Source organism: Pseudomonas sp. H1_F01, from assembly GCF_054681425.1.
The window spans coordinates 6436730-6458931 of the sequence record NZ_CP162823.1 but is presented as its reverse complement, the minus strand read 5'-3'; the positions used below and the strand labels follow the sequence as shown (position 1 = coordinate 6458931).

The window sequence follows — 22202 nt, the reverse complement described above, 5'->3', positions numbered from 1 at the left end:
CCATGGACGACCCGGCGCAGCAGGTCCTGTTGCGCCGGACCATGGTCCGGGACGCCGAGCGACTGGAGCGGTTTTTTCGCGGTTTCGACGAAGTGTCGTTCTGCGAGTGGCAGGACGCGCGATTCTTGCGCGGTGTGTTATTGCAGGAAACCACCACCGCCTACCTGGCCATCGATGCGAGCGGTGAAGTGGTGGGCGCGGTGATCGGCGGCATGCTCGGTACCCGTGGCACCATCAATCACTTGGCGGTCAGCCCGCAGCATCGCACCAAAGGCCTGGGCCAGCGACTGGTCGAAGCCGCATCGGCTGACATGAAGCGGGTCGGCGTGCTGCGCATGTTCCTTTTCGTCGACGATGCTAATCTGGCCGGCAAGCGCTTCTGGGCGGCCCAGGGCTTCTGTGAGCCCCGGGGTGAAATCACCTTCGAGAGGGATTTATGAACAAGACTTCCAGCCAGCCGCTGGCGGTCGAACCACAAGCCTCGCGTACCTTTGCTGAAGCCAGTCCGGTGGTAGCGGGTTATTTCACGGTTTCGTTTGTGTTCGGTCTGATGGCGGTCAACGCCGGGTTGCCCTTGTGGTTGCCGGTGGCGATGTGCCTGTTCGTTTACGCGGGCGCTTCGCAATTCGCGGCGCTGGCGTTGATTTCCAGCGGCGCGTCGCTGACCACCATCGTGCTCACCACGTTCCTGATCAATGCCCGGCACATGCTGATGTCGGTCTACATGGCCAAGGCCCTGCGTGCGCTGGGGCTCAGCCGTTTAGAGCGCTGGTGCTACGCGGCGGGGCTGACGGATGAGTCGTTCGCGTTCCACAGCGTCAAGCTCGGCAGCGGGGCGCCGGTGAGCGTGCGCTATCTGGTCGGCTTCAACCTGTTCTGCCATACATCCTGGGTGCTCGGAGGCTTGCTGGGCGCCGTGTGTGCGCAGTACGCGGCGCACCTCATCAAATACCAGCTCGACTATGCCCTGACGGCGATGATGCTCTATGTGCTGGTTTCGTTGTGCAACACCCGCAACAAACTGATCGCAGCCCTGGCGGCTGTCGTCTGCATGGGCGGGCTGAGCCTGCTGGGCAGCTCGCCGTTCAATGTCTTCATTGCCACGTTCGTTGGCTGCGGGGTGGGTGTATGCCTGACCAAACGTTCCTGATTCTGGTCGTGGTCCTGATGATGGCCGTGACCTTCCTGCCACGCGCCCTGCCGCTGCAGATCAATACCGAACACTGGCCGCCCTTCGTCGCCCGCGCCCTGGAATACCTGCCAGTGGCGATCGTCGCTGCCATCAGCCTGACTCCCTTGTTGATCAAGGATCAGCGGATACAACTCGACCGCCCTGAGTTTTATGCCGCGATTCCGACGCTGTTATGTGCGTATTTCAGCCGCAACCTGTTTCTCAGTGTGGCGGTGGGCACGGCGGCGTACATCGCGCTCGGTTCGTTCCTGTAGCGTCAGGTCCACCACATCGTGCAGTGCCTGGCCGGACAACTCCGGATTGTTCACCGCCAGGCGGACCTCTAGGAAGTCCTCGAAATCCGGGAAAATCGCCAGGCCGTTGCGCAACGCGGCTTCCCGGGACACCAGCCCCAAGCCATCGAGCTGAGTGATCAACGACAACGTCAGCGTCTCACTGCAGGAATACACCATGCGCTGGCTCGAGCCGTACTCGCCCAGGCCGGCGTCGAGAAAGCGCAGGAAACTGTGGGAATACGGACATTCTTCTGCCGGACGCACCTGAAACTTGTCACCGAGCAGGCCAAGGGAATCGTCTGCGTCGCCACAATGGGCGCCGACCACCCGCACCTGCACATCGGGCATGGTGATGCTGGTAAAACCGCCCTGTTGCTGGCCGATCAGGATCGCCAGGTCAAAATCTTCATTCCTGAGCTTGCTCAGGTTCTCCATCGACTCGGCGTAGCTGAATTCCAGCTGATACTGGGGGAACACAGCGATCAACCGGTCGATCATTCGCCGGTTGAACTCTGCCGGCAGGGTGGTATTGAGCGCCACTCTGAGCGTGCGCTGTCGCGGGGTCTTGAGCGCCGCGACTTTCTCCTCCAACTGCCGGGTGGCAACCAGCACCTGATCCATGAAGGGGGTCAGTTCCGAGCCTTGGCTCGTCAACGTCAGGCCCTTGTTCGAGCGCCGGAACAACCGGAAACCGAACTGTTCCTCGACCTTGTTCAACTGCGCCGCCAACGCTTGCACCGTGAGGCACGAATGCTCGGCCGCTGCCGACAACGAGCCGGTCTGCACGATACGCATGAGGTTGCGTAGGGTTCTGCTATCCATGAGGTAATGCCCTCTGCTTAAGTGGGCTCGCTATTGTTGTGCACCTGATCCGGGCCAGGCAGTGCATGCGGGCTATCATCATGCACCTTGCCACGGTTGTCGCGATTTTGTGCCGAAAAGCGCTGAGATGCGATGGTTGGAGCTTATGCGGGATTTGGGGATTTTGCCCAGTCGGTGCTGGCCGGGATCAGTTAGCAGGGTCATAGGTGGACTGTCTTGCGAAAAATCCTGCGTGAGTTTTACGCCCGACCCTGGTTACGTTTGTTGACTTGGGAAGTCATGCCGAATTGTTCAAATAGGGGATCTGTTGAGTCCACTTGCGAATAAAAACTTAAAAATAATCCACATCTGTACTATCCTTTAAGCACCACCCCGCGACAAAGGAGCCCAAACCCATGGCGACTTCCTCCATTACCCTCAACGCACAGCAACAATTGGATTCCCCGGATGCGGGTCGAGTCGCGTTGAAGTTTTTCTTCAACCTCATGGCGCTCTGGGGCTGCAGCGTCGAGCAGCAGCGAACATTGTTGGGCAAGGTGGGGAACACGACCTTCTACAAATACAAACAATTGCCGGAAAACGTGAAGCTGCCTCGCGATACGCTCGAGCGCATTTCCTACCTCATGGGTATTCACAAGGCGCTGAGTATTATCTTCAGCAACAGCCGGGACCGTGCTTATCAATGGGTCAGCAGCCCCAACACCGCGGCACCGTTCAACGGCCAGTCGGCGCTGTCCTACATGCTGACAGGGCGGGTGGTGGACATCGCCGATGTGCGGCGATACCTCGACGGAGTGCGCGGTTAATGGTGCCACCACTGGCGGACCCGCAATGGAAACGGGCCTATCGGATCGTCAACAGCAGCTTCCCGCCGATTTCGCTGTTTGAAGACGTACTCGACGCGGAAGACCTGCCCACGGCCTACGCTCTGGAAGCGTTGACCAACGATCGGCTGATGGAACAAGCCGGCGTGCTGTCCCGGGTACGCCCCGAAGACCGCATTTCCGGGCCCGGCTCCTCGCCGGTGATGGCGGCGTTTACCCACATCGGCAAAAGCAGCCGCTTCAGCGACGGCACCTTCGGTGTCTACTACGCGGCCAGCAGCCAGGAAGCCGCCATCGCCGAGACCTGCTATCACCAGGCGCGATTCCTTGGCGCGACCAACGAGCCGGACCTGGAGTTGACCATGCGCACCTACGTCAACAAGGTCGTCAAGCCCCTGCACGACATCCGCCACGACTACCCCCACCTCCACAACCCGGACCCCACCGCCTACGGCCCGTCCCAAGTGTTTGCCCGGCAGCTGCGTGAAACCCTGTCCTGGGGGCTGCTGTACAACAGCGTCCGCCTGCCCGGCCACGAATGCGTGGCCGCGTTTCGCCCGCCGGCTGTTTCGATTCCGACGCAGGGCAAGCACATTCGGTACGTCTGGAGTGCCCAGAAGCGGGAGATTTCGTTTGTGTTTGAGGTGAGCGAGGTGTGAGTCAGGTTTCTACGGCGTTTTATGGCTGGGCAATAATTATTGCCCAGCCATAATTTTCAACAATTCGTGATTATTGAAATCAGAGGTTGCCACGCAGCCAACAGGAGCAAGCCTCGTCACAGAAGCGCAGTCGATTGATCAAATCTTGAACTGCTGCACCGAAGCCTGCATCGACCCTGCCGCATTGTTCAATTGATCCGCTGTTTGCGTCAGGGTGTGAATCGAGCGGGTGTTCTCGCGGGACTGCTCGGCAATCGACTCCACCCGCTGAGCCATCTCATCACTGGCCTTGGACTGCTCGGCAATGGTGTGGGAAATTTCCTCCACCACTTCGGCCGCATGCCGGGCACCGGTGCGGATTTCGCTGATGGACACCCCGGCCTGCTGGGCCAGGTTGACGCCTTCGTCCACACGGCTGACGCACGCCTGCATGTTCGCCACCGCGTCCCGGGCGCTGGACTGGATGCGCTCGATCATCGCGGTGATTTCCTGGGTGGACTGCGTGGTGCGCGCCGCCAGGTTGCGCACCTCGTCGGCCACCACCGCAAAACCACGCCCCGCCTCACCGGCACGGGCGGCTTCGATGGCGGCGTTGAGGGCCAGCAAATTGGTCTGCTCGGCGATGCTCTTGATCACCTGGATGATGGAATGAATGTCCTCGGACGATGCGTCCAGTGCCGTGATCTTGCTGGACGACTGGTTGACCACTTCAGCGATCCGGTTCATGCCCTCCACCACCCCGAGAATCACCTGGCCACCGCTGCTCGCCAAATGTTCGGACTGCGCGGAAATCGTCCGGGCGCTGTCGGCGTGCTGATGGATCTGGCTGATGTTCGCTATCATCTGCTCCATGCTTGCCGCCATGCTAGTCGCGCTCTGGGCCTGCTGATCGGCGCTGGACACAATCTGCCGCGCCGTATCGCCCAGGTGCCGGGACGTGCCGTGCAACTCATCGCTCTGACCGCGGATAGTGGCGATCATCTGCCGCAGATTGGTCTGCATCTGCTCGATCACACCTTGCAACTGACCCAGCTCATCCTTGCTCTGGGCCCCCATCGAGCGCTGCAAGTCCCCTTGGGAAATCGCCTGGGTATTGAGGATGATCTTGTTCAGCGGCGTAAGTACCGCCTTGAGCAGGCTCCACGACAACAGCGCCAGCGCCACACAAGTGGCCAACAAGGTAACGATCAGCCAGGTTTGCGAGGTTTGAATGCTGCTGTCCTGATGCTCGCGGGACGACTGCGCCTGGTTCTCGATCAGTTCGCTCACCGCCTCGTTGCGTTCCTCCAGCGCTGAAAACGCCTTGTCGAACTCTGCGCGCAACGCATGGCCGTCCTGGGAACCACTCAGTGCCTTGCCGATTATTTGCTTGGCTTTGTCGATATAGGTTTCGACCTGTGGTTTGAGCTCGCCAATCGCCTTGGCGACATCCCCTGGCAACTTGGCCTCGGCGTTTTCGGCGATGACCTTGCGCATCCGCTGCGTATGCTCATCGAATGCCTCCGTCACCTCCTTGGCCGCCTGAGTGTCCCCCGGTGCCACCAGCAATGCAGCCAACACATCGGCACGAATGGCGTCGTGCATCATGTCCGCCTCCATGTGCTTGCGCATGGCCGAAATACTGGTCTCGTTCTGCACCAGGGCCTCGGTCATGGAGTGATAACCCCACAACCCGATACCGCCGAGCAATAGCGCAAAAGAAAGACTGACCAACCCCGAGCCTATGATCTTGGTGCGGATCTTCATGCTTACTGCTCCTGGAGCGGAGAATTCTGGGAAAGTGTAGTCGAGTGCCGGCGGAGCCTTGGGACGGGCCAGGCTCCTATTTGGGTATCGGCGGGGTAAATGATTAGATGAATACGCCGCAGACTGTCTGGACAGGAGGCAGGGTCGAGGGAGTTTTTCTCGCGAGGGTGCGAAGCAAGCGCCTACGCCTTCGCCACGATCTCGTCCCACGCTGTGGGGGTGGGGAATAGCTCGCTCAGAAAACCCACAAACGCTTTAACGTTAGGGCTTCCCCGACGGCTTTCAGGCCACAAGGCGGTGATGGAGAAACGGTCGACGGCGAACTGTGGAAAGAGCGGCTTCAGTTCTCCCCGGGCAACATAGGGCGCTGCGACATAAGTGGGTGAAATGCCGATGCCACCGCCCGCTGCGAGCACCGCGGCAACCGCATCGCTCGCGTCGATGACGATGGCTGCGTCGGGTGCGATCTCCACCATTCGGTCCCCCACGCTAAATGGCCAGCGCAGCGCTTGACCCGAACTCTGGTAGCGAAAATTCACGCAGTCATGGTCGGCCAGATCACTGAGTTCCAGCGGCGTGCCGCGTTTGGCTAGATAGGCTGGCGAGGCAAAAGCGCAAATTCGATGCGGTCCCAGCGTACGAGAAATGAGTCGCGAATCGGCCAGATCGCCCACGCGCACGGCCACATCGATGCCTTGTTCAACGATGTCCGAAAACTGATCGCCCAAGCGCAAGTCGATGGCGAGCTTGGGGTAGCGCTCGCGAAACCTGGGAATCGCCGGCGCCAATATGTTCAATCCGATAGGCGGTGGCGCTGTCACTTTCAAGATGCCGGAGGGCTCAGCGCGCGAGGCCGCTGCGGCCTGCTCAATGTCCTCCACCTCGCGCAGAATCCGCAGCGCCCGTTCGTACAGATCCCGTCCTTCAGCTGTCAGGGTGAGCGAGCGGGTGGTGCGGTTGAACAAACTCAGCTCGAAATGCTGCTCCAGGCGTTGCACGCTCTTGCTGATGGCGGACGGCGACACTGATAAATCGCGCGCTGCAGCGGTATAACTGCCCAAAGAGGCCGCTCGGGCAAAGGCAATGAGACCGGTAAGGCGGTCCAACCCTATTTGTTCCTTCATGGCATCAGTAAAGCGACTTCCGCCCTAATTATCAATGTTGTATCGAGCCTTTAGTCTTTGCCCATCGACGCCATCAAGGCGTTCAAGGAGAGAGACCATGAGCCATTTCACTGCTACCCAAAACGCATTGACCCAACCGCTTCCAGCCCAACTGGACGGCCGCACCGTGGTGATTTTCGGCGGCACGTCCGGCATCGGTTTAGCCGCCGCGACTCAGGCCAAAGCTGCCGGGGCATTCGTGACCGTGATCGGTTCCAACGCCGAGCGTGCCGAGCAGGCTGCCCTGGAACACGGGCTCGCCGGCTGGCGTGTTGCTGATGTCACCCATAGCGAGGCTATCTACACCGCCTTGGCGGACATCCCGCACGTGGATCATTTGGTTCTACTCGCCGGCACATTTGTGGGTGGTAAGGTGCTGGATGCTGAAATCGATCACCTGCGCCGGGCGTTCGAAGAGCGGATGTGGGCTTCTGTGCACGCCATTCGCGCGCTCGGGGATCGTTTGTCCAAGGACGGCTCCATCACCTTTATCTCTGGCTGCTTGGCCGACCGGCCCAATGCGCACGGCACTGCTGTGCTCGCTGCTGCTTCGGCCGCGATGGAAGCATTGGCACGTGGCCTGACCCTCGAACTGGCGCCTGTTCGCGTCAACACCCTGTCTCCAGGCCCGATCGATACGCCCATTTTCAGCAAAGCCCTGGGTGAAGGGCGCGATGCGTATGTTCGTGCGTGGGCACAAGCGTTGCCATTGCATCGTGTGGGTACTGCTGCTGAAGCAGGTGCGGCTACCGTTTTTCTGATGACCAACACGTTTATGAACGGCGCCACGTTGAACATTGATGGTGGGGCTCGGTTGGTCTGACTGGTACGAGAAGGGGTTAGGCCAGGGCCTCTACCGAGGGGGCAACGAGGGCGATATTTCGAGGCCATTTAGAAATGAGTAGAAAATATTATTTTCAGGTGTGGACGCTTGTTGAACGCTATCGTGGCCCGATCCAAGACCCCAGATAGGCCATGCCAAGTTTGGCTCTACTCAATCAGCATTGGTTACCTATCGCGAACGGTATCATAGTGTAATACCATGAATAGCAAGCAACTCAGCACCCTAAAGGCCGTCTTCTCGAAGCCCACTCCGGCGACATTGGAATGGGCTCGCATCGAATCGCTGTTTGGTGCCGCGGGCGCCAAGACCATTGAAGGCAATGGGTCGCGAGTACGGTTTGAACTGAATGGTGTGGTCGGTACCTTCCACCGGCCACACCCCGATAAAGAAGCAAAGCCCTATCAGGTTCGTGATGCTCGGGCTTTCCTTGAACTAGCAGGCGTTACCCCATGAACGTGATGAGTTACCAGGGCTATGCAGCCCGAATCGAATACAGCGAAGAGGACGGCCTGTTTGTAGGCCATATCGCAGGCATTAAAGATGTTGTTGGCTTCCATGGAGAGTCGGTTCAGGAGTTGCGAGCTGCGTTTGAGGAGGCAGTTGTCGATTACCTCGACACTTGCGCCAAGCTCGGCCGTGCTCCACAGAAACCCTACTCAGGAAAGCTGAGCCTACGACTGGCTCCGGCTCTTCATGCCACAGTGGCTGCCAAGGCAGAGTTGGCTCACAAGAGCATCAATCAGTGGGTTTCCGACGTTCTGGATCGCGAAGTCCACGCCTGATCCTGGCACCAAAACGGGGACTGACTAGATTGATTCAGTGTTTGTCCGTAACCCCGTGGCGAGGGAGCTTGCTCCCGCTGGGCTGCGAAGCGCCCTTTTTTTAATCCGCTCCCGCAAATGAAATTCAATGCTGCCCCGCTCGGAGCAGCATTGCACAGCGACTCTTAAGCAGAATTACTCCCCGGCGCCTCCAGCACCTTCACCACATCATCGATGACGGCCTTGCTCATATCCTGCAAATAACACGACGCCCAGGCATACCGATCCGTGCCGCGAATCATCGCCGCGTTCTCGGCCAGGACCTTGGCAACGTGGAGCAGGTCGGAGGCGTGGGACAGGGCTTCGCCGATGGGTATGCCGCTGTTGACGCGGAATAGCGGGCGGTCGGAGTGGTAGGAGAAGGGGGTTAGGCCTGGGGTTTTGAGGTCTTTGGGATGGGTCATCGCGCACCTCCATTTGCTAATTGGCGGCAGGTGGTGACTAGCAAAGCGATAAAGCGAGACTGCAGCAGATCCAAGGCATGCATCGATAAACTCCCATATCAAATGAGAGCTGCCACGTTCGTTCTCAGGCGAATGGGTGGCAGCTGTGCGCAGGCTGAGAAACCGGAGATACAGGAACCCGGCAGACCCGAAGGTCTCCCACGCACAGCCGCCATTGCACGGAATGAGCAATCAGGGTCTGTCCCCGTTTCCCCCCTAAATAGACTGCCATGCCCAAATAGATATGCAGCGCGTCTTTTGACAGTCCGGTTGCCGACACAATGGCGAGCTTGATGCTTTGCGAGGTTGAGTATCCATATCAATTCCTCCTCTCTGCGCCATTGCCAGGCTTACGCTAGACCCCATTGCTGTTGATCTTTCCAATCATTTGGAAATCCCATGAGTAGCAGATGATCCACTTTCTGCTGATCCATGATTTCGGCCAGGCGGAGCTTCCACTGGCTGTCTGGGCTGATCAAGTCGGTTAGGTAGGCCAGCATCGTCAATACAACGTACAGCCGCTGCTTGGGCTGAGGCCGGTCGGCGGGAGCCGTTGGGATGACCCATTCTTTAGGTAAGGATGGTCGAATCGAGAGCTCCCGGTTCCATAGCCGTGAGTGGTGGGCACAGCAGTTTCGAATGAAGGTCAGCGTGTGAAGCCAGGAGGCCAATACTTCGAAGGGCAGGCTGAATCGGGTGGCGATAGCTTTCTTATCGGCGCTTCTGCCTATGGCATTGAAGAGGGTAGATACCGTCCCAAGGCTGAGTTCTTCCAGGACTGCCCAAGCGGGCGGCAGCTCAGGGTGGGCATAGGTTGCACCGTAATATCGGAAGTAGTTGTCACGCATGCGGTTTTCGATCCGCTGTTGCTGGAGCCCATCGGTCTGTCGGCCCTTTTTGATGCGGTCGATATCACGTCTGAGTTTGCTGCCCTCCTTATTCATTTGCTCCCGCAACGGACGCAACAGATCGGGGTGTGAGTATGACGAGGAGAAGACTGACGCGTCAGCTATCCAGTCAGGCCCGTATTTTGGACACATATGATTGCTGATGGTCGCTCGTATGGCGACTTCGACACGTTCGATGGCATCCATGGTGATGCGCCGCAACGAACCATCGAAGCGGTAGATGTCGACGATTGCCTTCAGTGTGCTGCCTGGCTTGAACGTGTGTTCAGGGTCTGGCTCCTGAAAGGGGCGCATGTAGGGACTCAGGCGAAACAGCGTGACCACTTCGAGAAAACGCATGGCCCGATCATCGTTGGCGATGTGCAAGCCTCGTTGTTTCAGCAGTTCCAATTGCTGTTCTACGCTGAGGGCCGGTTTGTCGAAGGGCCTCATGTAGTTTTCTCCAGGCAAAAAAAACCCGCACGATTTGAGCTTGCTGACTGGGTCAACCTAGGCTTGGCGGGTGTGTTGGGGTGCATTATAGGTAGGTGTAAGAGACCGTCAACGTTGCACTGACGTGAAATTGTAACGAGTAGACGCGCGAGTAAAGCTTGGTCTGTCGATGCTGATAAGGCAGTGCTGGACTTTATCCAGCTTCTAGGAGGTTTAAACCTCCCAGAAGCAACAAAGCCCTCGCATTTCTGCGAGGGCTTCGTCTTGTATGGTGCGGCACCAGACGAACGGTATGTTTCGGCGAGAGTAGGTTTTTCGGGCATCTGGAGTTCGCTGGAAAATTCGGCGTACCCCAACTAGTAACTATAAATAAATCAGCTAGTTATGGCTTTCAGTGGAGTCGAATCGGGGATTTTTAAGGTGTCGGCACGTTGTTGGCCTGCACGTAAAATATCCAGAGCGGCATACGGCGAAATGCCCTTCGCTTGGGTCGAACTTGGCGATCAGAATGAATTCCTCGGGGTGGCAGTCATGTTTGCCTGTTGGGTGATCGTCTGGCCATTGTTCGAGTGTGAGTTGCCGCAGTATTCCGAGAAGCTCAATTCCTGGATTGGATCGCTCAGGTAAGAACGCAGCTGAGCAGATAGGCTCTCGCCTGCTTTTCAAAAAGCCAGACCGGCACTGCGGCGAATGAAGACCTGCATCGTTGACGAACTTCGTCACCCCTCCGACTGCTGGGCTTTGATGGTCTTTGCGAGGCTGCCTACCGGCGCTTGACTGGTGAGTGGCCGGCTCAGGGAATGCTCTGCTTTTGATAGGTGAGCCAGTAAAAGCGAACGGGGTATGTCTCCGACCGGAAACGGGCAGAGGTAAAGACCTGAGCTGTCAAAGGGCACGATTTCGCCCAACTCTTGCTTAGCGAGCCGGTCATTTTGGGTGAGGTGTGTCGTAGGATTGCAGGTAACCAATCAAGGAAGTTGAAAATGAGTGCGGATGAAAGGAGCGTGAAGCTCCATCAAAGCGCAAGCACTGAATCTGCGAACTTTGACCGATTTGTCCTTGGCGCCACAATGGCAGCCTGCGCCTACCTTGCGCAGACAATGCCATTCGGCCCCATTGGCGTTAACGTGCCCACGATGTACCTGGCGACCCTGTTCATGATGGCACTGAGCGCAGTATTCGGCTTCCTCCGGATTGAGTCGACAATCTCAACCATGAACGCCAACTCAAGCTATTTGCACATGATTGAGATGGGCCAGTTAAACGACTTCTCAATGCGCCAAATGGCGAGAAATGCAGTTGATAAGGTTGCCGACCGTACTAAGACGATGTATGTGCTGCGAAATTACACGATGCTGTTTTCGTTTGTCAGTTACGTCGTAACAAAGGTGTATGCCACGTACCCCGCGTGACGTCCCATGCTCCCACAGTGACCACTGTTAACAGGCAGTCAGGCTGATCTCGAGCATCTATTAACTGGTGACATCGCGCCACTTCAAGCCAACCAACGAGAACAGAATGACCACAGAAACACATACATCAGTCCGTTTAACACTTTTCAAGCATAGCGCTGGGTCATTCTTGGCAGCCTTAGATGAGGCTGTACGGACCGGACACATGGTTGACACCTGTGCGGGGACATAGTGGACACATTATGCACTGTAGTCAGGGGTATTCACGTCGAAGGTCCGTAGGAAGTGATGGCAGAAGTAGACGTCAAACAAGCCATCGCTTTCAGCGTTAGGGCGTATTGCGATGTGCTGTCCAACCAGTCCTTTGGCGATGCTGAAGTAGCGTTTCTGAAAGCGAAACCGACTGTGATAAACCTTGGCCAACACATCATCCGGGCCATATTCAAAGTCTGACAGTTGCTGCGGATACGCCCAGGGGCTGCTCCGATAGCGGTCCATAGGCACCTTGTAGCCCAGCGCCTGATGCGGGCGTTGTAGGTTATAAACCTCACGCCATTGATCAAAAGCCGATTGAGCGTCCATCAGTGTGGAAAAGTGACGTCCATTGAGCACTTCTGCTTTGAGTGAACGATGGAAACGCTCGAGCTTTCCATTGGTTTGAGGGTGTCGAGGACGGCTGAAGCTGATCCGAATTCCCAGCCGAATCAGCCAGATACTCAGCTCTGTAATTTCTCCTGGATTGCGTGGCGAACCCCAGGGCGGGCCGTTATCAACGTTGATACGAGCCGGCAAGCCATAGCGCTGGAAAACCTCAATCATCTTCTCCTTCACCGTGGCTCCCCGTTCGTTGTCACAAGCCTGAATGGCCAGGCTGAACCGAGAGTGGTCGTCCAGCAGGGTCAGGGGGTGGCATCGACCTTGTTGCAGCGCGAAATGCCCTTTGAAATCCATCTGCCAAAGATCATTAGGCGCGTCGTGTTCAAACCGCAGCGTCGCCGCTTGTTCTTTCTGAGACGGTTGAATCAGGCCATGCCGGTGCAAGACATTGGTAACGGTACTTGGAGCGATACGCCTTTCCAACAGGCTGCTAATGGTGCGTCCGCCCCATGCTGGATGGGCCTGCCTAAGGGCGATGACTTGTGCTTCCAAAGCGGCCGGGGTCAGTTTGGGGCTGGTCGCTGGTCTGCGGGATTTTTCTTGCAGACCAGACTGGCCCTGCGCTTCGTAGCGTTCGATCCACTTGTACGCTGTTTGCGGGCTGATACCGAATCGTCGGCACAGCTCACGTTTATTGCTGCCGGGTTGCCGTGCTAAGGCAACGAATTCTTCTTTCAGGCTCATGGTGTCTCTCGTAGTCCAGGGCATGATGGTTTTCCGGCGAAATTAGCTCGCTGGAAAGTGTCCACCATGTCCCCGCACACCCGTCAACCATGTGTCCGGTCCGTACAATGAGGCCCAAATCCCCCACGGGCCCATCCATATGTTTTCAACCACTCCCCAAGGTTCGGGACTGGTTGAAGCGATCACTGCCCTATCAGAAGCTATGCCTTGGAATGCCATAGCGAAGGTTGCGGTTGCGTGGATTGAGGCAAGAAAAAGCCGAGAAATAATCATTCATACAGAGACCGGTGAATCGATCCAGGCAAAAGGCTATTCGGCTTCTGAAGTTCAAAAGCTCCTGCAAAAATCTACGAACGTTATCGTCATCGATACGCAGCCTGTCGATCAACCATTGGGCCAAAAGGGCGTTAATGGCTGAATGCTCGATTGCGCCGTAGTTCTGGCGACCATGCGCGGTGACCACTCTGGTAACCACCAAAAGTAACCACCCCGCCTGGTTACCATCCATCAAAGGGATCTCCGTCTCCAAGTCGCCCGTCGCCCACCAACCTTGACAGCTGTTAACAGGGTGACGAATTGGTCAGTACCGCCAATAGCATTCAAACCACAGCCAGCAACATTAAATACCTAGGCGACGCCGCTCATCATCTGACAATGGATTTGTTAGCGCTTCACGATATGCCGCTTCGCACTTGTTGAAGAAAGAACGGTGAAATACTTGGAGCGCAACTCCGACCATCGCACCGTACCTAACCCAAAATATATAGCGAACCGCGCCTAGCGTAAGTGAACTTCGGAAGCTTGTAGGAAGCTTTGTTTTTGAATCTACAGGCACGATAAGCCCCCCGTGCCCAGCATACTTGTGCTCACCGAACTGTCCATAGAAGGTTTCATACGTTGGATCTGCGTCAATTTGCAAAAATACGGTATTCCTATCTGCTCGGCCTAGGGCGAATTCGCTTACAGCTAATGGGCGCGGGCCACCCGACTCTGCAACGTGACAACACAGGAGTTTGGCAAAGTAGCGGAATACGTTGAGATACGGTGCGGAGTGCAGATCATATTGTGGCAAGCTGAATACTGATTCCGGAGCCTTTCCTTGCGAAAGCAACTCGGAGACCAAGGCGTGAAACCGGTCAAACTCGTGATCAGGAGCTTGGGTGTGAGTGCTGTTACAGGAGGCGCACATGCGAGCCGAGAAATGAAAAGCGTGGGACTTCGGACCTTGCGCGCTACGAGGAGTGCTTGTGCCATCAAAACTGCCGATGACCATAGAATCTTTCCCAAAGATCTTTCGCAAAGCAGAAGCTTTTATCTTGTGTTCTCCCGTGAGGGATGCAGAGGAGCCACACAGGCAACAGCGGTCAGCTTGGTATGGTTCGAAAAAAATCCCCATCGGAAGGCACCTTACGATCTAGAGATATTTGGAGTTGTCGAAGACTCAAGCCGCCCACTAGAAGGCGCCATGATAGCCTCAGTGGGAGCATTTGAAACTTGTCCCGTAACTGGCAGCAGAGACGAATCACCAACTCCTTGAGCTCACTTTAGTACGTTTCTCGGTAATCACTCTTGCGGCGACTCGCCGGTATTACCCTCGATTCCCGCTCAGCCACCCTCCACGATCCGATGTCAGGTTTTGTCAGGCTCATCGCGCCGATCCGATGTAAAGTTTTGATAAGTCGCTGGCTCTGACCAGATCGGCCGGTATCCACGCTGGTATCCACGGTTTGGGTAAATCCGGCGCAGATACCATGGGTGGTGACCATGTGCTGTGACCACCACTGGTGACCGCTCTCTCTGGTCACTGACGCATCAAATCCCCTTTGTAGAAACAACCCCATGGAAGGCTGGCGCTAAGCGCCTATCGGGTGTTTTCGCGCAGTGCTTCGCGCACGTCCGTCGCGCACCTGGCCAATGCGCGAAACCGTCCCCTGTCAAAGTTTCACGCAGACCTTCACGCAGTGTCTTCACGCACCTGAACTGCGTGAACTCTCTGTGGGAGCGAGCGACACGACGCTGGTACGCAGCAAGGTACGCACTCGCCGATGCGTACCGGCCGAAAGTTCGCACCCGAGGTTCGCAACCACTAACGCGCGAACCAAGGCCGCCCGCCTGTGATCAAAAGATATGGTTGCTACGCACTGGTTTCCACTGCGGTTTCCATCAGAATCAGGCTTTTCGACTGGAAACCTGGCAGTCGGCTAGCATATTTTCGGGTACCGCGCAGATAGCGTTTACCCCCATTGGGGAAACACCCATGATTGAGCTCGAGAACCTTCAGAGAAAATTAAATGCCAAGCATCGTTTGGGGCCGACACCCTCAGGAGGCCTACGACAATCCCTACGAGCACGAAGCTCAGCGACAATTCCTCCGAGAGTGCGATGCCCTGCTCCGTGAATTGATAAAACGTCTCAGGCCTCACACGCTCAAATATCACCGTGACGAGCAGTCCCTACAGAAAGCGACCTGGCTGCTCACAATGGATTTACTGGCGTCGTTGCTGGATTGCGTCGCCTTACTGACGGAAACACGACACCGGCCAGTGGCACGTGTTTTCCGTGACGCGGTGGAAGCAATCGACGTGATGCGTTTTTTGCATTCCCAATCCCCTAAGGCGGCCTCGGCCTTAAAACATTGGTACGGGAACGAAACCATCAAACATGGCGAGGTGCGGAAACTAATCGAAGAATTAGACGGCGTGGAAGCGGCCACTGAACGTAGAGTTTTTTACCAAGAGCTTTCCAAGTTCACCCATCGTACCTATCGGGCACTTCTCCACAGTGTTTCTCTCGGTCGAGACGATCTCATGGTTCACGACAGCCACGGTTCCGGCCATCTGGTACTGCCACAAACCATTGCTGCGTATATGGCCGTGCTAGGGGACATAACTATTCAGGCGAGTGGGAGCGTCAGCTCTACCGGACTGCTTTCCACCGATGAGGTGGTGGAAGCCTGGGGTGCCGCTTTAGAGAGTCATACAGTTCCTCGACGCTTCGCGATGCGAGTAAGCTCAGGCGCCCCCTCTTCGACCACGCTTTGACGGAATGTGAGACAGCCATGAGACGCCAACCCGCGGCGGGTTGGCGTCTGAGGCTTTATCCATGCGTGGGGCCGTCAAACAAGCAAGCTTGGTCATCTCATACCCCCGACAGACCCCAGACGGATTCTGGACAGGCTCTGGACGGTCTACGCAGCGGCAGGTCGGTCGACTCCGCCAGAGAGCCGCAACCAGCATGGGCGGAGGCAGATCGGGCAGCAGGCCGGATAGCCCCCTCGTCCAGAAAACGGGAAAGGTCCACGACTGTGATTGTGAGGATGGTGAGCCACGCAGACATCAAGGAAAGCGACCCCAAAATCCTTGACGTAGCCTTGAGGAAATTTTTGACAGGTTTAGACGGATTTCTCCGGCCCCACCACCGGTTGGCACGCTGAAAGCCGCGCAAAGCAAAGCTTCTCGAGCATTCGCCCGGCTTTGCCAGCACCAGCCTCGTCAAAAATCCTGGAGGATGCCGTCAAGGTAAATACTTCAGCATTTGGCAGCCCCTATGAGCGTCGATGCCGGCGCCCCAGAGATCTCGAGAAAGGATTCGCCGAACCGAAATCCAGCGTCTAGCATCAGATCCAGCGATCAGACGTCTCGAGGCGCCAGGCGATTCAGGTCGAATTGTCAAATACAGATGGGACAGTCAGTACATGGAAGTTTCTACTACAATTTTTTAAAAGACCCGGGTACGGAGGGAAGGTTGATGCCAAATGGCTTTCATCACCCCAATCATCGTAGGATGGGTAGCGCCGTGACATCAGAAAAAAAAATTCGACAGCCTATCCGAGACGGATTTCATGAAAAAACAGAACCTGACACTACCAGTGGTGTCATATGTGTTGTAGAGTCACCGCCGCGATTGAGGACTTACGTTCGCGCAAGGCGAACGTCAGATGCCGCGAAATGCGGGTGATTCTCGAAAGTTTGGGATTCACCATCAAGGAGGGTCGAGCGAACCACAAAATCGTTTTTCACGACGGAATACAGAGTTTTTTGTCGACGAGTTACGACTGTGGGCATGGAAAGGACGCCCTCATCAAGCCCGTTTACGTGGGCAAGGTGGCTAGGGTTCTGAGTGATCACACCAGAGACCTTGTGGAATATTTGGAGAAAATGAAATGATCGACGCAAGCAGCTACTCCATTGAAATTCGGAAAGGGAATTTTGAGGGCGAGATTTGCTTCCAGGCTCGAGTTAAAGAAATACCGTATTTAGAGGAGTACGCCGACTCCTATGAAGATGCTTATGCATTGGTGATTGACAGCATTGAAACGACCGCGATGCAAATGGCTGAAAAAGGCAAAACAATGCCAGAGCCGCTAGCGATGGTTGAAGATTACAGCGGGAGAGTAACTCTGCGGCTTCCGAGAACTCTACATCGTTATCTGTCACATTGTGCTGAAAATGAAGATGTTAGTCTCAACGCCTTATTAGTTTCGGTTCTCGCAGATTTCCGTGGCTTTGACGTTGCTCATGATCTTTCAAGTAAAGACTACTATCAAGCAACAGCAATGAAATACAGAACTTTGATCGGCCCTGTAGAACACAAAGTTACACGACAATCCAATCTAAGAATTGTCGCCAGTAATGCTTATCAGCCGGCACAAGTAGCATGAACAAAGAAGCACTGCAGAGAGCTATAGCAAGCCTAAAATTTGTAGATATATTTATAAACGAATCCACCTCTAAACTAGCCGAAGGATTTGACCCTAAGTTCGACGCAAGAACTGAAACTCTTATTTTTCAAACGAAAAACTTAGTAACCTCCTCCGCGGTTATCGAGGGAGGCGATGATGAGGATTCGTTTACTTTGTTCAGAGTCACCTCAGAACTCGGAATAAGAATTTTTTGTAAAGACGACGAAAAAACAGATCCGGATGAGCCGGATGTACTAGCGATGATAGAAGCAACGATGCATGCTGACTATGAGATATCGGATAAATCCATCACAGAGGATCAGCCAGCATTGGATGAGTTTGCGCTAAACAACGTTTCATACCATGTCTGGCCTTATTGGCGTGAATATGTAACATCACAATTGATGCGTATGAATATGCCGAAAGTCGTCTTGCCAATGTTTTTACGACCTTCCAATCAAGACTAAGCCTCGCAAATGCGGGGTTTTTTTTTGCTATATCTACGTTAAATACGACTTGCAGTGAAATGCAGAGTGCTGAGCATGGCGCATCAAGAAAATATCTTCTTAACCTGCCAAAAACGTCACTGTACTCGATTTAGAAGGCGGCCACACTCGCACATGAGAGCATCTAATATGGAGAGCCGCAGATGGTTTTTTGCAGTTTGTGCGAGATCGAATTGACGTCTGAGAATGACTCTAGAGAGCACCTCATCCCCAATAGCATCGGCGGCCGAAGAAAAATCAAAGGCTTTTTGTGCAAAAACTGTAATAGCACTACAGGTGAAGAGTGGGATACGGAGCTCAGCAAGCAATTGAATCCGTTATGCCTAATATTTTTCATTCAAAGAGAAAGAGGGAGCCCTCCCTCCCAGACATTTAAGACTACAGAAGGTAGATCTCTAACACTTCACAGCAAGGGCGGCCTGTCACCCGCCAAAGTAAGCTTTGAAGAGGCGACAGTTGACGGAAAGACGAGTATTAAAATCCTTGCCCGAGATATCAAAGAGGCAAAATCAATCTTAAGAGGCGTAAAAAACAAACATCCGACCATAGATATAGAACAATTGGTTTCCGGCCTATTACCCACGGAGGAATATCTTTCCGGGATGCTGGAATTTGACCTCGCGTTTGGTGGCCCCAAATCCGGAAAGTCGCTCGTTAAATCGGCACTGGGCTTGGCACACAGCGCAGGCGTTGCGTCTAGCTGTTGCGAGCAAGCTATCGAGTACCTTCGCCGCGATGGCAACCCTTGCTTCGGTTATTATAATGAGCTGGATTTAGTAGAAAATCGTCCACTTAATACCCCGTTGCACTGCGTGGCCATCCAGGGTGACCCCGACTCCGGGCTGCTTCTGGGTTATGTGGAATACTTTGGTATACAGCGAATGGTTGTGTGCCTTTCTGAAAACTATACAGGGAGTAAAATTTCCAAGAGTTATGCGATAGACCCAGTCACAGGTACCGAGCTGAGCGTAAATGTCCGTATACCGTTGAACCTGGAGGATGTCTATGCAGCATACAATTACGAGAAATATGACCCTATCAAAATGCAACAGTGTTTTGAAGCAGTGATGCCCGTTGCATTAGCAATGTCAGAAACCAGAGAAAGAGATCGGGCTATATCTGAAACCGTTAAGTTTTCATTTAAAAACTGTGGGGCAAATGAAGGCGAACTGATAACTGACGACCAGTACAAAAAAATTTTGCCGACTGATGGCAGAAAAGCTGGCGCCTTATCTGTTAAGACATAAACAGCCGTAGAGCATTCAACATCGAAAGCACGGGGTAGCAGTCCCGGCGAACAACACCCGAGGATTGAGAAGTGTCCGTTATAGACTGTGATTATCTACCTGCCGACAAGTTGGCGTTTCCGCCGGAACTGGCGCTGCTGATTGTCAGGAAGGCCAGCGCAATGGCGGCGGCATTCGAGGAGCAGGCGCTCGACCAGCTAACCAAGGATGCCCGGCGAGCACTCTCCCAAGGCACGGAGCCTCGGCGAGTCATCAGGGAGATGCGCTTGTAGATGGCCAAGCAAACTTTCGGGATACCGGGAGTTCTCCAGCACCTGCCCTACCAAAAGGGGAGGCCAGGTCAGACCGTCTGTGTTTTGTAGCGAGAGGAGCAGCTAGGGAGTTGGCAATAGGCATGCCTGGATGGCAACTTCTTGAAGTAACGTGATATCTAAACTCTGCAGGGCGCAATCTTGCATTTGGCGGGTAATGGCATCTTCAATCGTACACACCGGTTTGACCACGCCTTGAAATCTTTTCTGTAGCATTTGCACTGCGTTGAGCTCATAAAACTCGTTGAGGCAAACCCAGGTGTTTGTCCGCAAGTAGCAGCATCCCGGCGGCAAATAGAAATTGTGAAAGCGATCAGTTGGCTGACACCCAAATGTCAGGCCTCGGCCATGCTGCCTGGATGTTGTTTTAGCCACGATCGTAATCGACTCATTGCTTCCCAGAACAACGAAAAGCTTTTCTCCTGTCTCACCATCATGAAAATGAAAGTTCTCATCGAAAAAAACTGACCCTGGCGTCATCCAAGATGCTCCAACAGTTCTTTTCGCTCTGCAGCTATCCTCATAACCTCTGCAGCCTCCTGAGAACGCACAGCTAACTCATACGGAATCGGCTTCTGGTGTCCACCCGGCTGACTGTAAACCTTATCCCAAGGGAGATTCTCTAAGTGAGTGGCCTCAACCATATCGTCTGAAAGGGAGGCTTTGTACCGATCTGCAAGCCGCTTCATATGCGCCAACTCACGCTTCGTGAAATGCCTATCAGAGAATTCAATCTGTGGGGTGACCGTAAGCATCGTCTGCCGACCGCCACGGATAGGCGTTTCTTTAAAATGGAGAGCTTCAGCCAAATCCGGCTGAGGCGTCTCAATCTCAGCAAACAAATCTACAGGTACTGGGCCCATCGGCCATGCGGAATAAGTTAGGCCGGTTACGCTTCGCCCGGTATCACGAAAATGCTCGAAATCTAAAAAATAGAGCAGCTTGAAAAGCTTCACCTTTCCGCAATTTTTAGTATTTTTGACGAAAAAAATGATCGACTGGATCAATTTTTCGCGATCGTGCGTGATGAGCATTTAGAGCCTCCATTTCACTGGAGCTTATCATATGGGGTCAAAATTCAACTGACCAAGCTACCAATGGCACCTCTGGAGCATTGCAGCCAAAGTAAACAGCAGACTACCTACCCGTAAACTGACGTTATCGCTCAAAGAGCGTCCTTTCCCCCTCATTGACGAAACACCACGTGAATGACCACTACCCTGATTCGAGGTGGTGATGGCGCCAAGTGTAGGTGATTTGAATTGGCTTGTTGCGCGAATGACTGACGAGGGTGGAATCACCAGTCCTTTAAAGAAACGGGGAACGAACGGGGAAAATTTCTGCTAACGGAAGTCTAAAACGAAAAATGCCCACCGTAAGGTGAGCCTAAGTCGTTGTTCTATATGGTGCCGGCACCAGACGAACGGTATGTTTCGGCGAGAGTAGGTTTTTCGGGCATCTGGAGTTCGCTGGAAAATTCGGCGTACCCCAACTAGTAACTATAAACAAATCAGCTAGTTATGGCGTTCGGTGGAATCGAACTCGGGATTTTTTAGATGTCAGCACGTTGTCGGTCTGCAAGTAATTCAGAGCCGCATACGGAATGGTAAACCTCCTGAATTCGAACGTTGTTGATCATCCCCTCCGTCGAGAATAGGTAGGAATCCGCCAAAAGCTGCCGTGGCGACAGGCAGCAGACGGCCAATAGCGGTCGCCCAACTGCTTCACCCTCGCTTAAGGACTAGCCAAAGTGATATACCGCGCTTGGGTCTAAGCATTACACAAACAGGCAGTCTTATGATGCGATTCTCAATTTATAGCGGATTGGTTTTGGTGGGCTACTCGGCGCTCGCTTACGGAGATCCCCCGATGGGCGTTGTTTTCGGTCAATTCGAACCTGCCGATGGGTACGCAGCTATCCAGAACCAGTGCTCCACGAACCATCATGACCAGACCGTTCTGGATCTTTCTGTTCAGACCAAAGCGGGTCTTGTCATTCCATGTGCGGGTCTGGCCATCCTGGATTACTCCGAAGAGCTCGCGCCACCGTGCATCGAAGTGAACATTTTCGGCATTCCACATCCGCACTATGGCGAGCTGTTTCCTCACCACGTCACCCTGTATGAGCGTCAATTCAGCTAATTGAAATGTCCCGCCGATGTCCGCTTCGGGTAGTGGACTCAACCGGCCAAGAGCGGTCATTCAGCCTGTCTTACATTGGATTCCGAGTTTCGCATCTACGATGCGCTCATACGCGATTCGATGCCAAGTGTAGCGACGTCCTACGTGATCACTGACGAACTCGCATGCTTGGTGGACGTTGCTGTCGCACGGCTATGCAAACGCGAACAGCAACAGCATATGTGCGACAGGATCTGGCTCTATTACGGAGCCAAGCATCCTGGGGTCGCATTGGAAAGCAGCGGGGTGTGAGCGAAGGAAAGGTGCGCGAGCTAATCAAGATAGGGGCTCCCTGGATCGATTGTGTTCTAGAATTGATGAGAGAAGCTGCATAAAAAGGAGTTGTCCATATGGGGTAGCTCTGTTTTCATGGCACGTTGTTAAGCTTTTTCAG

Annotated in this window: 25 protein-coding genes; 15 read left to right on the top strand and 10 right to left on the bottom strand. The window is 54.6% G+C overall.

Annotated features, from left to right (window positions below; all coding sequences use genetic code 11):
• Positions 1 to 2: 2 nt before the first annotated feature.
• From AB4O09_RS29080 to AB4O09_RS29070, 3 genes are read left to right on the top strand one after another with little or no spacing between them, the layout of a single operon-like run.
• Positions 3 to 440, top strand: a complete 438-nt coding sequence (locus tag AB4O09_RS29080) for a GNAT family N-acetyltransferase (RefSeq protein ID WP_003196766.1) — start codon at positions 3 to 5, stop codon at positions 438 to 440.
• The gene (locus tag AB4O09_RS29075; RefSeq protein ID WP_069971237.1) at positions 437 to 1150 is read left to right on the top strand and encodes an AzlC family ABC transporter permease; all 714 of its coding nucleotides are present in this window, start codon (positions 437 to 439) and stop codon (positions 1148 to 1150) included. The genes AB4O09_RS29080 and AB4O09_RS29075 overlap by 4 nt, the downstream gene beginning before the upstream one ends.
• Positions 1129 to 1446: an AzlD domain-containing protein gene (locus AB4O09_RS29070; protein ID WP_013692053.1), complete on the top strand. Its 318-nt coding sequence runs from the start codon at positions 1129 to 1131 to the stop codon at positions 1444 to 1446. The genes AB4O09_RS29075 and AB4O09_RS29070 overlap by 22 nt, the downstream gene beginning before the upstream one ends.
• On the opposite strand, the gene AB4O09_RS29065 is transcribed toward AB4O09_RS29070, so the two are convergent.
• A complete protein-coding gene (locus tag AB4O09_RS29065; protein WP_003196769.1) occupies positions 1363 to 2289 on the bottom strand; it encodes a LysR family transcriptional regulator in 927 nt (308 codons plus the stop codon). The genes AB4O09_RS29070 and AB4O09_RS29065 overlap by 84 nt on opposite strands.
• A gap of 395 nt (positions 2290 to 2684) precedes the next feature.
• Here AB4O09_RS29065 and AB4O09_RS29060 point away from each other — a divergent pair, with 395 nt between their 5' ends.
• Both AB4O09_RS29060 and AB4O09_RS29055 read left to right on the top strand, forming a co-directional pair.
• The gene (locus tag AB4O09_RS29060; RefSeq protein WP_003196771.1) at positions 2685 to 3095 is read left to right on the top strand and encodes an MbcA/ParS/Xre antitoxin family protein; all 411 of its coding nucleotides are present in this window, start codon (positions 2685 to 2687) and stop codon (positions 3093 to 3095) included.
• The gene (locus AB4O09_RS29055; protein ID WP_013692054.1) at positions 3095 to 3772 is read left to right on the top strand and encodes an RES family NAD+ phosphorylase; all 678 of its coding nucleotides are present in this window, start codon (positions 3095 to 3097) and stop codon (positions 3770 to 3772) included. The genes AB4O09_RS29060 and AB4O09_RS29055 overlap by 1 nt, the downstream gene beginning before the upstream one ends.
• 138 nt (positions 3773 to 3910) lie before the next feature.
• On the opposite strand, the gene AB4O09_RS29050 is transcribed toward AB4O09_RS29055, so the two are convergent.
• Together AB4O09_RS29050 and AB4O09_RS29045 are read right to left on the bottom strand one after the other, a co-directional pair.
• Complete coding sequence (locus tag AB4O09_RS29050; RefSeq protein ID WP_003196775.1) at positions 3911 to 5518, bottom strand: methyl-accepting chemotaxis protein; 1608 nt, start codon at positions 5516 to 5518, stop codon at positions 3911 to 3913.
• A gap of 182 nt (positions 5519 to 5700) precedes the next feature.
• The gene (locus tag AB4O09_RS29045; protein WP_003196777.1) at positions 5701 to 6642 is read right to left on the bottom strand and encodes a LysR family transcriptional regulator; all 942 of its coding nucleotides are present in this window, start codon (positions 6640 to 6642) and stop codon (positions 5701 to 5703) included.
• Positions 6643 to 6739: 97 nt separating this feature from the next.
• Between AB4O09_RS29045 and AB4O09_RS29040 the strand changes: the two genes are divergently transcribed.
• The 3 genes from AB4O09_RS29040 to AB4O09_RS29030 all read left to right on the top strand — a co-directional run bounded on the left by AB4O09_RS29040 (position 6740) and on the right by AB4O09_RS29030 (position 8307).
• Positions 6740 to 7504, top strand: coding sequence for an SDR family oxidoreductase (locus AB4O09_RS29040; protein WP_013692057.1), 765 nt, complete (start codon positions 6740 to 6742; stop codon positions 7502 to 7504).
• A 219-nt stretch (positions 7505 to 7723) separates the two neighbouring features.
• Positions 7724 to 7978 (top strand): type II toxin-antitoxin system HicA family toxin, encoded by a 255-nt coding sequence (locus tag AB4O09_RS29035; RefSeq protein WP_072409133.1) that lies wholly within the window; start codon positions 7724 to 7726, stop codon positions 7976 to 7978.
• Positions 7975 to 8307, top strand: a complete 333-nt coding sequence (locus tag AB4O09_RS29030; RefSeq protein ID WP_003196781.1) for a type II toxin-antitoxin system HicB family antitoxin — start codon at positions 7975 to 7977, stop codon at positions 8305 to 8307. The genes AB4O09_RS29035 and AB4O09_RS29030 overlap by 4 nt, the downstream gene beginning before the upstream one ends.
• A 164-nt stretch (positions 8308 to 8471) precedes the next feature.
• On the opposite strand, the gene AB4O09_RS29025 is transcribed toward AB4O09_RS29030, so the two are convergent.
• On the bottom strand, positions 8472 to 8750 hold the full coding sequence (locus AB4O09_RS29025; RefSeq protein WP_013692059.1) for a DUF3077 domain-containing protein: 279 nt from the start codon (positions 8748 to 8750) through the stop codon (positions 8472 to 8474).
• A gap of 389 nt (positions 8751 to 9139) precedes the next feature.
• Entirely contained in the window at positions 9140 to 10129 is a 990-nt protein-coding gene (locus AB4O09_RS29020; protein ID WP_003196783.1) for an Abi family protein, read from the bottom strand.
• A 983-nt stretch (positions 10130 to 11112) separates the two neighbouring features.
• Here AB4O09_RS29020 and AB4O09_RS29015 point away from each other — a divergent pair.
• Complete coding sequence (locus AB4O09_RS29015) at positions 11113 to 11541, top strand: hypothetical protein (protein WP_460107819.1); 429 nt, start codon at positions 11113 to 11115, stop codon at positions 11539 to 11541.
• A 240-nt stretch (positions 11542 to 11781) separates the two neighbouring features.
• Here the strand turns inward: AB4O09_RS29015 and AB4O09_RS29010 are convergent, their stop codons facing one another.
• From AB4O09_RS29010 to AB4O09_RS29000, 3 genes are all read right to left on the bottom strand, one after another.
• Positions 11782 to 12906, bottom strand: coding sequence for an IS481 family transposase (locus tag AB4O09_RS29010; RefSeq protein ID WP_460107817.1), 1125 nt, complete (start codon positions 12904 to 12906; stop codon positions 11782 to 11784).
• 169 nt (positions 12907 to 13075) lie between these two features.
• On the bottom strand, positions 13076 to 13390 hold the full coding sequence (locus AB4O09_RS29005; protein WP_460107815.1) for a hypothetical protein: 315 nt from the start codon (positions 13388 to 13390) through the stop codon (positions 13076 to 13078).
• A 111-nt stretch (positions 13391 to 13501) separates the two neighbouring features.
• Complete coding sequence (locus AB4O09_RS29000; protein WP_460107813.1) at positions 13502 to 14278, bottom strand: hypothetical protein; 777 nt, start codon at positions 14276 to 14278, stop codon at positions 13502 to 13504.
• Positions 14279 to 15173: 895 nt separating this feature from the next.
• On the opposite strand from AB4O09_RS29000, the gene AB4O09_RS28995 reads away from it, so the two are divergent.
• From AB4O09_RS28995 to AB4O09_RS28975, 5 genes are all read left to right on the top strand, one after another.
• Positions 15174 to 15923, top strand: coding sequence for a hypothetical protein (locus AB4O09_RS28995; protein WP_460107811.1), 750 nt, complete (start codon positions 15174 to 15176; stop codon positions 15921 to 15923).
• A gap of 1121 nt (positions 15924 to 17044) precedes the next feature.
• Entirely contained in the window at positions 17045 to 17542 is a 498-nt protein-coding gene (locus AB4O09_RS28990) for a toxin-antitoxin system HicB family antitoxin (RefSeq protein ID WP_460107809.1), read from the top strand.
• Positions 17539 to 18030 carry a hypothetical protein gene (locus tag AB4O09_RS28985; RefSeq protein WP_460107806.1) on the top strand — a complete coding sequence of 164 codons (492 nt, stop codon included), beginning with the start codon at positions 17539 to 17541 and terminating at the stop codon, positions 18028 to 18030. The genes AB4O09_RS28990 and AB4O09_RS28985 overlap by 4 nt, the downstream gene beginning before the upstream one ends.
• Before the next feature lie 182 nt (positions 18031 to 18212).
• Positions 18213 to 19316 (top strand): HNH endonuclease, encoded by a 1104-nt coding sequence (locus tag AB4O09_RS28980; RefSeq protein ID WP_460107804.1) that lies wholly within the window; start codon positions 18213 to 18215, stop codon positions 19314 to 19316.
• A 71-nt stretch (positions 19317 to 19387) separates the two neighbouring features.
• On the top strand, positions 19388 to 19588 hold the full coding sequence (locus AB4O09_RS28975; RefSeq protein WP_460107801.1) for a hypothetical protein: 201 nt from the start codon (positions 19388 to 19390) through the stop codon (positions 19586 to 19588).
• 102 nt (positions 19589 to 19690) lie between these two features.
• Here AB4O09_RS28975 and AB4O09_RS28970 read toward each other — a convergent pair whose 3' ends face one another.
• Both AB4O09_RS28970 and AB4O09_RS28965 read right to left on the bottom strand, forming a co-directional pair.
• Positions 19691 to 20107, bottom strand: coding sequence for a hypothetical protein (locus tag AB4O09_RS28970; RefSeq protein WP_460107798.1), 417 nt, complete (start codon positions 20105 to 20107; stop codon positions 19691 to 19693).
• Positions 20104 to 20661, bottom strand: coding sequence for a Panacea domain-containing protein (locus tag AB4O09_RS28965; RefSeq protein WP_460107796.1), 558 nt, complete (start codon positions 20659 to 20661; stop codon positions 20104 to 20106). Before AB4O09_RS28965 ends, AB4O09_RS28970 begins: the two co-directional genes overlap by 4 nt.
• 835 nt (positions 20662 to 21496) lie before the next feature.
• Here AB4O09_RS28965 and AB4O09_RS28960 point away from each other — a divergent pair.
• Positions 21497 to 21769: a hypothetical protein gene (locus tag AB4O09_RS28960; protein WP_460107794.1), complete on the top strand. Its 273-nt coding sequence runs from the start codon at positions 21497 to 21499 to the stop codon at positions 21767 to 21769.
• The last annotated feature ends 433 nt before the right edge of the window (positions 21770 to 22202 follow it).